The organism is Nostoc sp. FACHB-280 (genome assembly GCF_014697615.1).
GTDB lineage: Bacteria > Cyanobacteriota > Cyanobacteriia > Cyanobacteriales > Nostocaceae > Nostoc_B.
This window is the reverse complement of sequence record NZ_JACJSD010000028.1, coordinates 43,642-57,435: the sequence shown is the minus strand read 5'-3', so window position 1 is coordinate 57,435 and position 13,794 is coordinate 43,642. Positions and strand designations below refer to the sequence as shown.

Annotated in this window: 15 protein-coding genes; 8 read left to right on the top strand and 7 right to left on the bottom strand. The window is 41.7% G+C overall.

The window, feature by feature from the left end; genetic code table 11:
* Positions 1–159: 159 nt before the first annotated feature.
* On the top strand, positions 160–1,425 hold the full coding sequence (locus H6G75_RS19900; protein ID WP_190981723.1) for a hypothetical protein: 1,266 nt from the start codon (positions 160–162) through the stop codon (positions 1,423–1,425).
* A 160-nt stretch (positions 1,426–1,585) separates the two neighbouring features.
* Here the strand turns inward: H6G75_RS19900 and H6G75_RS19895 are convergent, their stop codons facing one another.
* From H6G75_RS19895 to H6G75_RS19865, 7 genes are all read right to left on the bottom strand, one after another.
* Positions 1,586–2,683 (bottom strand): Glu/Leu/Phe/Val dehydrogenase, encoded by a 1,098-nt coding sequence (locus H6G75_RS19895; RefSeq protein ID WP_190981722.1) that lies wholly within the window; start codon positions 2,681–2,683, stop codon positions 1,586–1,588.
* Between the two features lie 171 nt (positions 2,684–2,854).
* A complete protein-coding gene (locus H6G75_RS19890; RefSeq protein ID WP_190981721.1) occupies positions 2,855–4,480 on the bottom strand; it encodes an alpha-keto acid decarboxylase family protein in 1,626 nt (541 codons plus the stop codon).
* A gap of 161 nt (positions 4,481–4,641) precedes the next feature.
* Positions 4,642–5,796: a YbdK family carboxylate-amine ligase gene (locus H6G75_RS19885; protein WP_242051587.1), complete on the bottom strand. Its 1,155-nt coding sequence runs from the start codon at positions 5,794–5,796 to the stop codon at positions 4,642–4,644.
* A gap of 15 nt (positions 5,797–5,811) precedes the next feature.
* Complete coding sequence (locus H6G75_RS19880) at positions 5,812–7,257, bottom strand: RtcB family protein (RefSeq protein ID WP_190981719.1); 1,446 nt, start codon at positions 7,255–7,257, stop codon at positions 5,812–5,814.
* 59 nt (positions 7,258–7,316) lie between these two features.
* On the bottom strand, positions 7,317–7,745 hold the full coding sequence (locus tag H6G75_RS19875) for an archease (protein ID WP_190981718.1): 429 nt from the start codon (positions 7,743–7,745) through the stop codon (positions 7,317–7,319).
* Positions 7,746–7,775: 30 nt separating this feature from the next.
* A complete protein-coding gene (locus H6G75_RS19870) occupies positions 7,776–8,957 on the bottom strand; it encodes a M20 family metallopeptidase (RefSeq protein WP_190981717.1) in 1,182 nt (393 codons plus the stop codon).
* 14 nt (positions 8,958–8,971) lie between these two features.
* Positions 8,972–9,403, bottom strand: a complete 432-nt coding sequence (locus H6G75_RS19865; protein ID WP_190981716.1) for a pentapeptide repeat-containing protein — start codon at positions 9,401–9,403, stop codon at positions 8,972–8,974.
* Positions 9,404–9,590: 187 nt separating this feature from the next.
* Here H6G75_RS19865 and H6G75_RS19860 point away from each other — a divergent pair, with 187 nt between their 5' ends.
* The 7 genes from H6G75_RS19860 to H6G75_RS19830 all read left to right on the top strand — a co-directional run bounded on the left by H6G75_RS19860 (position 9,591) and on the right by H6G75_RS19830 (position 13,788).
* Positions 9,591–10,262 (top strand): phosphoribosyltransferase, encoded by a 672-nt coding sequence (locus H6G75_RS19860; RefSeq protein ID WP_242051586.1) that lies wholly within the window; start codon positions 9,591–9,593, stop codon positions 10,260–10,262.
* Between the two features lie 190 nt (positions 10,263–10,452).
* The gene (locus tag H6G75_RS19855; protein WP_190981715.1) at positions 10,453–10,617 is read left to right on the top strand and encodes a hypothetical protein; all 165 of its coding nucleotides are present in this window, start codon (positions 10,453–10,455) and stop codon (positions 10,615–10,617) included.
* Between the two features lie 63 nt (positions 10,618–10,680).
* Positions 10,681–11,247 (top strand): HPF/RaiA family ribosome-associated protein, encoded by a 567-nt coding sequence (locus tag H6G75_RS19850; RefSeq protein ID WP_190981714.1) that lies wholly within the window; start codon positions 10,681–10,683, stop codon positions 11,245–11,247.
* Positions 11,248–11,420: 173 nt separating this feature from the next.
* Positions 11,421–11,528 carry a hypothetical protein gene (locus H6G75_RS33080; RefSeq protein WP_242051585.1) on the top strand — a complete coding sequence of 36 codons (108 nt, stop codon included), beginning with the start codon at positions 11,421–11,423 and terminating at the stop codon, positions 11,526–11,528.
* A 66-nt stretch (positions 11,529–11,594) separates the two neighbouring features.
* Positions 11,595–11,852, top strand: a complete 258-nt coding sequence (locus H6G75_RS33075; RefSeq protein WP_242051584.1) for a hypothetical protein — start codon at positions 11,595–11,597, stop codon at positions 11,850–11,852.
* A gap of 17 nt (positions 11,853–11,869) precedes the next feature.
* Complete coding sequence (locus H6G75_RS19835; protein WP_190981713.1) at positions 11,870–13,036, top strand: hypothetical protein; 1,167 nt, start codon at positions 11,870–11,872, stop codon at positions 13,034–13,036.
* A gap of 104 nt (positions 13,037–13,140) precedes the next feature.
* Entirely contained in the window at positions 13,141–13,788 is a 648-nt protein-coding gene (locus H6G75_RS19830; protein WP_190981712.1) for a DUF305 domain-containing protein, read from the top strand.
* The last annotated feature ends 6 nt before the right edge of the window (positions 13,789–13,794 follow it).

The window sequence follows — 13,794 nt, the reverse complement described above, 5'->3', positions numbered from 1 at the left end:
CTTATTCAACATATGTTAAGTTCTCTAAATAGCGTATCGCCCTATCTCAGCACAGCAAATCATCAAGATAGCATCTTTAAAGAACTTAGATGCGACGAAATTGGTTTATGGACTTTAAATTCAGTCCTTCCTTCTGAAGCTTTTAGACAAGATCCAACCATGCAAATACTTTTACCAGAGCAGATTATTAAAGATAAACGAGTAAATCAACCCAACAAAGTTCTACAATATTTTGCTTCACAAGGTTTAGTACCACATTCATGGCAATCTCTGACTTCAGAGAATATATCTGAAGAAACTTATTGCATCAAAATTCCTGGAACTGATGTCAGATGTTTACAAGTTCAGACTCCTGCATGGCCACCAAGTTATATTTATTTTATGCAGACTAAATTTACATCTGCTAACTTACTCCCTATACAAAATGCCATTGTTAATGCCGTTTTATGTCTTTATGGAGCTTATGGAATTATTGCTTTACTTGAGGATGGTTCAGAAATATCTTTGATTAATCCCAGAATTAAGATTAATCAGCCTATCAAAAATATTTTTTATGATGAACGTCCAGCATTCACAGAAAAGGAAACAATTGAAAGGCAGGCTAGTGTAATTGCTCAGTTAATCGAAGCGCAGAATATTTATAGCTGTGTAAAAATTACTGTGCCTGATGCTATACAATACTGTAGCTATATGCTTCTAGATGCTTATTTGCAAGGTTTTTGTAGTAATCATCAATTACTAGAGTATATAGCAAAGGTAAGTAATAGACATACTCAAGTAGTCGTTGAATATCGTAGAGTTCTTGAAGAAAATCTTGCAGATTTACGTCAAGTAAAAATCATTACACCTGTATCTATTTTGGAAGATTTTAAATCCTATTTTATGGACTGTATTCACAATAATAGACAACCTGATATAAATTTTGTAAAAAAACAATTATATCATAATATCAAACTATTTGCTGATATTATATCTTTACAAGGTATTAGCGAAAATAAATGCGAAACATTTAAAGATTTACAATATATTAGCTATATATTGCCTTTGATAGCTGATAGTCTATCAGAAAAGAATAGTCGCTCATATTGTATGGCGGTCGCTAATATTAACGAAAGGCAAATAGGTCAAAATACGATAAAAATTGCCACAGAGCTAATTAAGCAATATCCAGATAAATATACGTCAAAAAATATTAACTTTGGAGGAATGTATTTAGCTTCTAGAATTGGAGTACCCAACCCTTTAGTAGGTACTCCTTGGTATCATGAACACCGTGAATTCTATATCACACCTTATATTTGTGATACTCATAACATAGATAGGGTTCCAGTTTTAGCTTGTAACCTAGAGATTCCAAAAGAAAATCTGTATAATCTGGAACTTATATACAGACGTAAAGCCCAATGCGATCGCCCAGATAAATAGCACCCTCTGAAATGTGAGTAAAAAAACTTGAGCAACCATACGCAGATATTTATATACCTGATTCTCTAAGAAAAAATTATAAGGAATTTCACGGTATAAAATAGAGAATCCGATCAATATTAATAAAAAAGCACATCAAGTAGCACCGTTTAACTATATTTTAAATATCTTGTCTAGCAAGACATATCCGTCTCTGGGCAAGTTCCAGAGCAGCCTGTCGTGGTAGCTTACCTGTTTTGGCAACTTGTTCTAAAACTAGCGTAGTATTGTGGCAAATTTTCTTTGCAATAGTTTCAAAGGCTGTGGTCTGATTTCCGCCATCATACTCAACCGCAGCGCAGATTACACCACCTGCATTGGCGATGAAATCAGGTACTACAATAATACTTCGTTCATGACATATCTTTTCTGCTGCTTCGGTAAACGGGATATTAGCACCTGAGATCACAAGCTGCGTTTTCAGGCGGTCAACATTATCAGCATGGATAACATCCGGTCTGGCTGCTGGTATCCAAATATCGCACTCGATGTCAATAACTGCGTCCCGATCTAGTTTGTCTCCCTGTGGATAATTAATCACACTCTTACCAGAATTTTTCAGTTTGATTACCTGCTTAACATCGATTCCCAGAGGATTAAAAAGGGTTCCTTGAGAATCTGCGGCTCCTATAAGTAACGCTCCTTTAGCCGTTAAAAAGCGAGCAGCGTTTTTCCCAACGGAACCGAAACCTTGAATGACAATACGTGCGCCTTCTAGATTGAGGTGACAAAACTTGCTAGCTATCTCTGCACAAATACTTATACCAAAACCAGTAGCACCAATTTCATCTAAGGGGATACCCCCTATTGCTTTTGGTAATCCTACAGCACGACCAATCTCTTTTTTGATCCAAGCCATGCACTGTTCATCTGTTCCCATATCGGGGCCAGGGATATACTCAGTCACATCCCTGATAGCACTAGCAAAGGTACGTACCAAGCGTTCCTTATCTGCTAAAGGTTGTTTCGGGTCGGCTAAAATTGCAGATTTACCGCCGCCGTGGGGTAAGTCAGCAGCAGCATTTTTTAAAGTCATAGCTCGTGCCAATCGAAAAACTTCTTCTGTCGTCACATCTGTAGCCATACGTACTCCACCGATCGCGGGGCCACAATCAATGTTATCAACCACAACAATGGCTTTTAGATCAACTTCTCTTTCGTAGATATGAATAATCTTGACTGGGCCTAGCTCATCAGCAAAGCGAAAAATATTATCCATTGGTTATTGGGGGTTAGGGATTGGCAAAGTTTTTCATACAGCAAATTGCAAGTTGATGGAATACACGCCTCCCTGACCCTTTGCTGACCAAGAAGAAGGTGTCTGATAGGACGGGTGAGGGAAGATACTTCACTTACATAAAAAGTGCTGTAATTATTGATTAATCATTAACTATCCTGTTAGGGATTTGGTAAATAGTGCGCTCAATCTTTGTAAAGCAGGCGAAACATCGTCAGGTGAGAGATGAACATCAAGAATACTGAAATTGCTACTATTTTGCGCTGTGTGTAAGGCTTGTTGTAGTTGTTTACTGGTGTGGATCACAAAGCCATGACCACCAAGAACATTGGCTAACTGGGCATAGTCCATTGTGGGAATTTGGACAAAAGCCGCTTCTTGATGTCCCATTGCCTGGAGGCTAGCAAATGAGCCATTGTTAATGACTATAACAATCGGGTTTAGTCTTAAGCGTTGCGCTGTGAGCAATTCCATTCCTGTCATGTGAAATGCCCCATCGCCAACCAAAGCGATCGCTCGTCGGGATGGGTCGGCTAATTGTGCGCCAATCACCCCAGGAACGCCAAACCCCATACTTGCGTAGAAGGCGGGACATAAGAATGATGTGCCTTGCTGTGTCTGGATATCATCTGCTGCAAATAGGGTATCTCCAACATCCGTCACTAGTAGAGTGTTACTGTCAATGAACTGATTGAGTTCATAAAGTAGTCCACTCATGGAAATTTTACCCACAGATGGCGTAACACGCGGTTTCATAGTATAGATGCCGGATGAATCCCAATGAGGCAAATCTGGACTATCAAGCAAGGTGGTGATGAAATCTTCAAACCTCACATTGGGGTATTCGTGATGCTTAATGGCGATGCGTTCTGAAGTTGCATACACTGTACAACTTGGGTTGAGATGAGCGGTAAACATCCCCAGGTTGATATCAGTCATAAACACTCCCAACATCAGCACACAGTCTGATTCTTCAACGATTTTCTGCACATTTAAATCCCCAGCCTCACCATTGTAAATACCGATGTATTGCGGATGTCTTTCGGGAAAAACAGATTTTCCTAACATTGTTGAGCAGACTGGTACACCAAGTTTTTCTGCCAAGGCTAGAAGTTGTTCCTGTAAGCCAAAGCGATGAATTTCAACACAAGCAAGAATGACTGGTGAGTGCGATCGCTTGAGCATCTCCAGAGTTTCTGCAATGGCTTCCATTAAAGTATCTGGATCAGTGCGCTTGATTGGTGGTGGCAAGTGTTCTGACTCTGTAATCTCCGCATAAACTAGATCACGGGGAATTTCCAAATAAACAGGACGTTTGAATGTCGTTGCATAGTCAAGCGCACGATGAATCTGAGCATCGGCTGTTTTTGGATCGGTTAGCTTTGTGGCGTAGAGGGTGACTTCTTCATAAACACGCCGTTGTGTGTCAAAAGTTTTCACCTTATGATGTAACAAGTCATGCTCCCGTTGTTCCCGCACACCTGGCCCGCCGCTTAAAATGACCAATGGAGACTTCTCGGCATAAGCACCAGCTACAGCATTCACCATATTTAAGCCGCCAACGCTATAAGTAACAACCGCTAAACCCAAACCCCGCATTCGGGAGTAAGCATCAGCCGCAAAGCCTACGCAGGGTTCGTGCGTCATGACAATAGGTGCAATCTTGCTGTCTGCTAATGCATCGAATAGTGTTAAGGCAAAATCTCCAGGTATACCAAAGGCATATTCTACACCTTTTTCGTATAAAATATCAAATATATGCGGTGCTAGTTGAGGCATCTTCTACCTCCCTCAAGAATATTTTCCCAAAACTGACCATCCGCAGATTGTCAATTTTCAGATTTTCTTCCAACGATATCTTTTAGTAGTCTTGATGGATAGTACCGTCAGGCATAATTGTGCCAGTTAATGATCTTGCGTGGCTTACTTTCTGGTGAGCCTTACAGCCAGCCGTAGGCTACAGCCTCCTGTCTGCTCTTAATAGCTAATTCAGCTTCCAACTCACTCACCAAAGAAGCAACCACCGCCTTTAAAGAACCTGTGCTTTCAAACACTCGCCGTTGTCGAATATAACTTGCTCCTTGGTCTAATCTTTTTTCTAATTGGAATAGATATGAGCTATTTCCCAAAGTATCGGCAGTTTCTATGAGTGTATTCAAAATATCTTTAACTATATTTTTGATGGGTCTGCTATTACCTTGTTCATCTTCGATGTAGTGAGCATCTAAACCCCAGCGAGATGCGCGAAAGTAGTTTTCCTTCTCAATTAACCAAGGAAGAGGCGTTAAAAAAAATTCTGTTTGCTTTCCTTGACTGTAACGATGCAAATCCACAATTAAAGAATGGACAAAGGCAGCCAGCATCATCGACTCTTTGATTGTTGGTTGAGCATCCATCACCCTAACTTCAAGAGTTCCGAAATCAGGTTGGGGACGCAAATCCCAATGGATATCGCGAATAATCTCCAACATCCCTGCATTTTGAGCAGTGGCAAAGAAATTAGTAAAATCCTGCCAGTTTTTAAAAGTGGGACAAATACCATAGGTTCTCAAAGATGATAAAAACCTTTGGCGAAAGGAAGCAAAGCTAGTATCATGACCCCACCAAAAGGGTGAACTAGCAGACAAAGCCAACAAAATGGGGAGATAGGGTTTAAGTCTGCCCATAATATCTATAGCTACATCACCCGATGGCATTCCTACATGAAGCTGAACCGCACAAGTCATCATTAAATCTGCAAGGTAGCCAGATCCAGCTTGCTGGGCCAGATATCTGGGAATTGGGGTGATAGAGGCAAAGCGATCGCAAAATGGATGAGTTCCGGCTGCACAAATCGTCATCCCCAGTGCTTGACATCTGGTTTTGAGGTCACGCAGAATAGCAACAATATTAGCTTCTAACTCAGGGATATTTGAGCAAACCTGAGAGGCAATCTCTACCATCGCTTGGTTACATTCTGGCTGAATCCAGGAATTTTCAGGATTTTGTGCCAACAGAGGTAAAATGCCATCTACCAATTGCAGAGTATCAGGATTGAGCAATTGCAACTCAATTTCCATCCCCAAAGAGAATTCAGGAGAGCTTTTGAACTCCATATCACCCATGTCAATTTATCCTTTAACTACAGCGATGGGATGCAGACGCGCTACTTTACGAGCAATTCCTGCTTGGCTAACCACATTTACCACTCGACTGACATCTTTGTATGCTTGGGGTGCTTCCTCAGCTAAACCGGACATAGACCCAGCCCGGATGCTAATCCCTTCGTGTTCTAGTTCGTCCTTGAGGCGATCGCCTCTAATTTCTCGTTTGGCTTTGTGACGACTCATCACCCTTCCTGCACCGTGACAACTCGAACCAAAAGATAGGCGATCGCTTGCTGGTGTCCCTAGTAAAATCCAACTGTGCGTACCCATCGAACCAGGAACAAGAACAGGTTGTCCCAAAGGACGATATTCCGTAGGTAAACCAGCAAAGCCTGGGCCAAATGCTCGTGTTGCTCCTTTACGGTGGACGCAGACTGTCAAGTTTTCGCCGTCAACTTCGTGGGTTTCAATTTTGGCCATATTGTGAGCAATATCATAAACTTGGCGTAGTGTTGAGTCTTGTTTACCAAACACCTCTTGAAAACTCCGCCGTGTATGCCATGCTAAAACCTGACGGTTAGCAAAAGCATAGTTAGCTGCTGACTTCATCGCTGCTAAATAGCCTTGTCCTTCTGGTGATTCAATTGGCGCACAAACTAACTCTCGGTCTGGTAAATCAATTCCATAGCGAATTACCGCAAATTGCAAGTCTTGTACATAATCTGTGCAGATTTGATGCCCAAAGCCACGAGAACCGCAATGAATTTGCACCGCTAAACAACCTGCGTGCAAACCCATCACTTCTGCCGCTTCCTGGTCAAATACTTCTTCAACTACATCCACCTCTAGGAAATGATTTCCCGCGCCCAAGGTTCCTAGTTGACCTTTGCCGCGCTCTTTTGCTCGCTTACTAGCCGCATCTGGATCTGCCCCTGCCAAACAGCCAAACTCTTCCGTGCGTTGCAAATCTTCTGCTTCGGCGTAACCTTGAGTTAGCGTCCAATTAGCACCCTGTTGACATACTTGGTCTAATTCTTCATTCGTCAGAGGGACACTGCCTTTTTCTCCCACACCGCTAGGACAATTGCGATAAAGGACACTGGCGAGATCGCTTAAATAGGGTTTGGCATTCTCATACTTAATTGTAGAAGTCAAAACACGCACACCACAGTTGATATCATAACCAACTGCTCCTGGGGAAATTATTCCCCCTGGAACTCGTGCTGCCATCACGCCACCAATAGGCATTCCATAGCCTTGGTGAACATCAGGCATAACAACTACATGGCCTACTAGCCCAGGTAAACGCGCAACATTCACTGCTTGAATTATTGATAAATCGCCCAAAGCATCTTCGAGGATTTCTTCATCGGCAAAAATCCAGACAGGAACCTGCATTTTTGGATGAAATGAGGTAGGAATTTCCCACAAATAATCATTAATACGGCGAAAATCTTGTTTAGAAACCATATCCCCTCGTAAGTTGAAAATGGGAAGTAGGGGAGAATAACTGTTAACTTTTGACTAATTCAAACATCTAATACTAATGTAGCTTCCAATCCTTTTTCTGTTTCTTGAATCGAGAGATTGTGATATGTGACTGCTTTAATAAATTTCTGCCATTTCTGCACTTGGCTACCTGTGACTTCCGCCTCTAGAGAGTGTGGATCGAGATGCAAGATTTTAAATTGGTCAAATGCTAAGTTCTCACTTTCATGTAAATACAAAAGTTCATTCAACCAAGCAACCAGTAGGCTGACATAATCAACACCTTGGAGTTGAATTTTTCGCGTAATTGAACACTCTGAGGTTAACTGAACATCAGCTAAATAATAAAGAGCGATCGCTGCTTGGATGAATAACTGAGTTAAATTCTGACCCCAAACGCGATAAGCCCAGTCAGCCGTATGTTCAACTTCTTGAAACCCTGCCAAATTGATTAAATCTGCGCTTTTCATAAATATTACTTAAGTGCCTTGTGCTGTTTTCTACTGGGAATTATCTGCGTATTTTGCGATCGCTTCTCGAACCACCCGATCAAAGAAAGCTGCGCCAACTTTCAATGCTTCTTCGTCAAAGTCAAAGGAAGGACTATGCAAAGGAATGTTCTCACAACCTTGTTGACAAGCACCAAATCTGACGTAACACCCAGGAACGTGTAACAAGTAGAAGGAAAAATCTTCTGCTCCCATGCTGGGATGATCCATTGTGACTAATCCCTTGGAACCCAAAATCTCAACTACAGCCCGTCGAGCAATTTCTGCTTCTTTTCCTGTATTAATCACAGGTGGGTATCCGTGGCGAATTTCTACCTCTACTCTGGCATTGTGCAGTTCTCCTACGGCTGTGGCTATGCGCTTCAAGCCATCAATTATGTAGTTCTGCACATCTAAGTTTGTGGTGCGGATAGTACCTTCTAAAATTGCTTCCTCAGCGATGACATTACCCGCACTACCTGCTTCTACTTTACCGATGGTAACTACTGAAGGATAGGCGGGGTTAATTTCTCGTGAAACTAAGGTTTGCACAGCCATAATTAGCAGTCCGGCAACAACTACAGCATCAACAGCTTCATGGGGTCTAGCTCCGTGTCCGCCTCTTCCTTTGACGCGAATAGTAAAGCCATCAGATTGGGCAGTAATTACTCCCTTGGCAACCATAATCTCGCCGACTTGGTAGTGACGGGTAACATGACCGCCAAAGATAGCATTTACTCCTTCTAAAGCACCAGATTGGATCATCACTTTCGCGCCAGCACCCTTTTCCTCCGCAGGTTGAAAGATGAAAACCACGTTTCCCGGTGGCGGATTCTCTTTCAATAAAGCTGCTGCGCCCAACACCATTGACATGTGACCGTCGTGACCACAGGCGTGCATCTTACCTGGGTGCAAAGAAGCAAAGGACAATCCTGTATTTTCTTGTCCGGGGAGAGCATCCATATCAGCCCGCAAAGCAATTGTCGGCGCTCCTTGTCTAGCATTGATCAGCTTGGCAATGATGCCACTACCCACCCCGCCATACCAAAAAGGAATACCTAAACGCTTAAGTTCATCTATAACGATGGATGCTGTCTTTTTTTCCTCAAATGCCAGTTCAGGATGGCGGTGTAAATGTCTGCGTAACTCTACCATTCGAGGGAAGACTTTCTCTGATGTCAGGACATGAGCCATAACATATCTCCTTGTTATTCTTCCAACTGCATCATTTTGGTGCTTACAGGGTCAAAATCCTCTGGAAAAACTGTGTAGCTATCATATTTGGCTGCATTTAAGTTAGCCCCGTTCAAGTTAGCTCCTCTCAAATCTGCACCTCGGAGGTCAGCTTCACTCAAATCTGCTCCCACCAATTTATCTTTAAACAAATCTGCACCACTGAGGTTAGCTCCTCTCAAATTTGCCTTTCTTAAATAAACTCCACTGAGATTAGCACCACTCAAGTCTGCTTTACTAAGTTTGGCTGCATCCAAGTTAGCTCCACTCAGGTCTACTCCTTCTAAATAAGTTTCTTGTAAGTCAGCTTTAGATAACTCAGCTGCACGAAAATCTCTTTCTCCTGCTGCATACTTTCTTTTGAGTTCATGTGCGCTTTTCACTGGTTGATTAGATAAGTTTTGCATAGTAAATTCACCAGTTTTTCTAAGTTAGAAGTGTTTAAATTTCTAAGTGCAAAGTGGCTCAATTTTTTGGCTTTAATTTAATGCTAAAAGAAAAAGTTGAAGAACTTGTGAGGTAGTTTTACTTTCCTCACAACTTTCTCAAATTTGTTACCTAACCTAAAAGATATCTTGTAAGCGGCGGTCAGTTATGGCTACTATGAGTCAAATCAAAACAAGATTCCGAAATCGCGCTGAAGCAGGGCAACAATTAGCTAACAAACTGACAGATTATGCCCATAATCCAGATGTATTAGTGTTAGGACTCGTGCGCGGTGGTGTACCTGTTGCTTTTGAAGTAGCCACAGCTTTAAATGTATCGTGGGATATTTGTTTGGTGAGTAAACTGACTGTACCAGGACATAAAGAATTAGCAATGGGTAGCATTGCCTCTGGTGGTGTACGTTGCCTTAATTATGATGTTGTTAGTTGGTTGGGGATTTCTGGGAAAACAATTGATGATGTTGCAGCTAGAGAACAACGAGAATTAGAGCGACGCGACAGAGCTTATCGGGGTCATCTTTCGCCAGCAGAAATTAGCAATCGCACTATCATTCTTGTAGATGATGGTATCGCCACTGGCTCAACCATGCGTGCTGCTATTGCTATTGTAAGAGAACAAAAGCCTCAGAAAATTATTGTTGCAGTTCCGGTAGGATTAGCCAAAACTTGTCAAGAATTAAGCCGTGAGGTAGATAAACTTATATGTTTACTAACACCAGAAACTTTGTATACAATCTCTCTCTGGTATGAGAATTTTGCTCAAATTATTGATGCTGCAATCCATGAACTTTTGACACAGCAATTTGCAGTCAGTTCTTAAAATTGTATATACTTTATTATCGTTTCTTCGTTGGCATTGACTTTTAGAGAAATAATAGAAATTGAAGGTCAAAGTTAATAATTCAAGTTCAAAATTTTCATATACATTGATTAATGAGTTGTAATTGCTGCTATATATGTCGCAGATATAACGATTTTTCTTTCCTAATTTAGTGTGGGAGGTGAGTAGAATGACCATTACAGCCACTCAACCAAAATTGCAGGTAAAAAAGGTAATTAAGAAAAAACAGTTATCTCAACATTCAACAGATATTGGTACTCCTCAAGTTCCCCTCCGTCAACTCCCAGTGAAACAAGAGTATGAGTTGTTATGTGATTGGGAAAACGCATCTTAATTAGCACCTTGCTTGAGCAATCGGTCAATCCAGGCAAGAGACACTTGAGAAATAGGAGAAAACATGATCATCCCACTACAAATCACCTTTCACAACATTCCACCATCAGAAGCGGTAGAAGCAAAAATTCGCTCCTTAGCTGATAAACTAGAGCATTTTTATAACCGGATTACCAGATGTCGAGTCACAGTTGATGCCCCACATCGACATCAACGTAACGGTAAACTTTATCAGGTGCGAATTGACATCACTGTGCCAACAGGGGAAATCGTTGTCAACCGTGACCCACCTGAACATCAATCCCACGAGGATATTTATGTAGCAATTCGTGATGCTTTTGATGCAGCCAAGCGTAAGCTGCAAGACCACACCAGTATGCTGCGTCAGGAAACCAAGACTCATGAAGAACAGCCTCATGGACGAATTACGTCGTTGTTCTCTGATGAAGACTACGGTTTTATTGAAACACCTGATGGTAGCGAAGTTTATTTTCACCGCAACAGTCTATTCAATGGTGATTTTGAGCAGTTGCAGGTGGGAGACGAAGTTCGTTTTGCAGAGGAAGAAGGTGATAAAGGACTCCAAGCTAGTACTGTTAGATTGATTGGTAAGCATCATCTACAAGGTTGAGGCTGTTGATTCAAACCACTTTTTGAATAGTCCAGAGAATATCAACCACTTCCGCCTATGGCAAACTCTGTCACTTTAGCATTTATTGGCGATGTCATGCTAGGTCGGGGTGTTAACGAAGAGATTCCCCGAAAATCGGCAAAGTTATCTTCTCTGCTCACTGGGGGCCGAATATGGTCATCTCACCGCCGCTTCACTTTTGCCAGTTTGCTCGCACAGTTGTGGATAGGGGTGTAGATATCTTTCACGGTCATTCTGCCCACCTTGGAAAAGGTGTATAACAGTATAAACAGGGGTTAATTCTTTATGACACAGGGGATTTTCTGGATGATTATGCAGTTGATCCTGTGTTGCGTAACGATTGGTCTTTTGTGTTTCTGGTAGAAGTGAGCGATCGCGGTTTATATAAGTTGCGTTTAATACCTGTATTTTTAAGTTATACGCGAGTTGACCTAGCCAAAGGTAGAGAATTTACTGCTATCTGTCAGCGTATGCAATTTCTTTGTGCAAATTTTAATACCAATATTATACAAACAACAGAAGGATTAGAAGTTAACTTGGAGGCTGGGAAAAACGCCACTATCAGTTCTACTCCTTCTCTGTAAACACAGGAGGTAAACGAATGAAATTACTCTCTATTGCAGAACTCGAAACACTAGCAAAACAACCCAGAGAAATCTGTGTATCGATTTTTCTCCCAACTTGCCATGCTGGGATGGACACGCAACAAAACCCAATCCGGTTTAAGAACTTAATTCGAGAAGCTGAAGAACACTTGATTGAGCATGGTTGGCGTTCTGAAGATGCTAAAAACTTACTCGAACCAGTCAGACAGCTAGATGAGTATGAATTTTGGCAACATCAAAGTAATGGTTTAGCAGTCTTCCGCTCACAAGATTTTTTCCAATATTACACTTTACCTATAGATTTTGCAGAGCTAGTATCTGTAAGTAACCATTTTTACCTTAAACCTCTATTCCCCTTATTCCAGAGCGATGGACATTTTTATATCCTGGCTCTCAGCCATAATTTGATTCGGCTATTAGAAGGCACTCACCATCATATTGAAGAGATTGATTTAACTGGTTTACTGCCAAGTCTGGAAGAAGTACTACGGTTTGAAGAACCAGAACGGCAAACCCCTTCCCATACAGGCACTCCAGGCGCAACAGGTGGACGACGCGCCGCTTCTGGTGGAGCCACGGTATTTCACGGTCATGGTGCTGGTGATGAGGATGAGAAGGAAAACCTCAGCATCTACTTCCATCGGGTCAATGAAGCGTTGCAGGAGTTACTCAAAGCAGAACACGCTCCCTTAGTGTTGGCTGGGGTAGAGTATCTTTTGCCGATTTACCGAGAAGCAAATACTTATCCTTATCTCGTGGATACTGGAATAACAGGTAATCCAGAACTACTATCACCAGAAGAATTACACGCCCAAGCTTGGGAAATAGTAGAACCATTATTTTTGCAAGCACAACAAGACGCAATCAATCAATACAGGGAACTGCTAGGAACTGGGAAAGCCTCCAGCCAAATTACGGAAACTATTCCGGCTGCTTGTCAGGGACGGGTTGACAAGTTAATTGTCGCCCTTGGTCAGCAGCAGTGGGGTACTTTTGACTCAGATACCCAAACAGTTCAGGTGCATCCCGACGCAGAACCCAACGACGAGGAATTATTAGATTTCGCTGCAACTCAAACTATTTTAAATGGCGGTATTGTCTATGCAGTTGAGTCGGCAAAGATGCCAGATGATACCCCATTAGCTGCGGTATTTCGCTATTGATTGGTAAGTACGTTTGTAGTAATTACTTTAGCTCTGTTTAATCACTCTGGGACAAGAGAAATAAGAGTCAATTTCCCAATTTTAGACAGCAAGGAGGTGAAGTTATGAACAATAAAAATTTGATTTATAATTTTATAGGGTTATTGAGCATTAGTGCAGTTGGAGGATTATTAATAATCAATAAAACTCCTGCTCAGTCCCCAAATTCACAACATAATATTCATCACCCATCTGCTCAGGTTACTCCTTGCCAACAAGGGATGATGGGTGAGGTAGATCAGCATTTTATCACAATAATGATTCCTCACCATCAGCAAGCAGTGGAGATGGCTAATCTGGCTTTAGCGCGTGCTAAACATCCTGAAATCAAAAAACTAGCTCAAGCCATTACAATAGACCAAGCCCGTGAGATTCAACAAATGCGAACTTGGTATCAGGCATGGTATGGCAAAGAAGTGCCTGTTGCATCAATGTCTGGCATGGGAATGATGGGAATGTGTATGCATCATAATATGAGGGGCATGGATGTAGATTTAGAAACCTTGAAAAATGCTCAAGATTTTGATAAGGAATTTATCAGCCAAATGATTCCTCATCACCAAATGGCTGTCATGATGGCACGGATGGTTATTAACAATGGTACACACCCTGAAGTTCGCAATTTAGCTCAGTCCATTATTAAAAATCAAACTGCTGAAATCATACAAATGCGGCAACTTTATCAGGTTTGGTATCAGCCTGTTCCTAGATAAAATCTA

Bases quoted from the DNA above. Each gene is read 5' to 3' on its own strand.
- H6G75_RS19900 (WP_190981723.1), top strand. From the start codon at position 160: ATGCAAATACTTTTACCAGAGCAGATTATTAAAGATAAACGAGTAAAT.
- H6G75_RS19895 (WP_190981722.1), bottom strand. From the start codon at position 2,683: ATGGATAATATTTTTCGCTTTGCTGATGAGCTAGGCCCAGTCAAGATT.
- H6G75_RS19890 (WP_190981721.1), bottom strand. From the start codon at position 4,480: ATGCCTCAACTAGCACCGCATATATTTGATATTTTATACGAAAAAGGT.
- H6G75_RS19885 (WP_242051587.1), bottom strand. From the start codon at position 5,796: ATGGAGTTCAAAAGCTCTCCTGAATTCTCTTTGGGGATGGAAATTGAG.
- H6G75_RS19880 (WP_190981719.1), bottom strand. From the start codon at position 7,257: ATGGTTTCTAAACAAGATTTTCGCCGTATTAATGATTATTTGTGGGAA.
- H6G75_RS19875 (WP_190981718.1), bottom strand. From the start codon at position 7,745: ATGAAAAGCGCAGATTTAATCAATTTGGCAGGGTTTCAAGAAGTTGAA.
- H6G75_RS19870 (WP_190981717.1), bottom strand. From the start codon at position 8,957: ATGGCTCATGTCCTGACATCAGAGAAAGTCTTCCCTCGAATGGTAGAG.
- H6G75_RS19865 (WP_190981716.1), bottom strand. From the start codon at position 9,403: ATGCAAAACTTATCTAATCAACCAGTGAAAAGCGCACATGAACTCAAA.
- H6G75_RS19860 (WP_242051586.1), top strand. From the start codon at position 9,591: ATGGCTACTATGAGTCAAATCAAAACAAGATTCCGAAATCGCGCTGAA.
- H6G75_RS19855 (WP_190981715.1), top strand. From the start codon at position 10,453: ATGACCATTACAGCCACTCAACCAAAATTGCAGGTAAAAAAGGTAATT.
- H6G75_RS19850 (WP_190981714.1), top strand. From the start codon at position 10,681: ATGATCATCCCACTACAAATCACCTTTCACAACATTCCACCATCAGAA.
- H6G75_RS33080 (WP_242051585.1), top strand. From the start codon at position 11,421: ATGGTCATCTCACCGCCGCTTCACTTTTGCCAGTTTGCTCGCACAGTT.
- H6G75_RS19835 (WP_190981713.1), top strand. From the start codon at position 11,870: ATGAAATTACTCTCTATTGCAGAACTCGAAACACTAGCAAAACAACCC.
- H6G75_RS19830 (WP_190981712.1), top strand. From the start codon at position 13,141: ATGAACAATAAAAATTTGATTTATAATTTTATAGGGTTATTGAGCATT.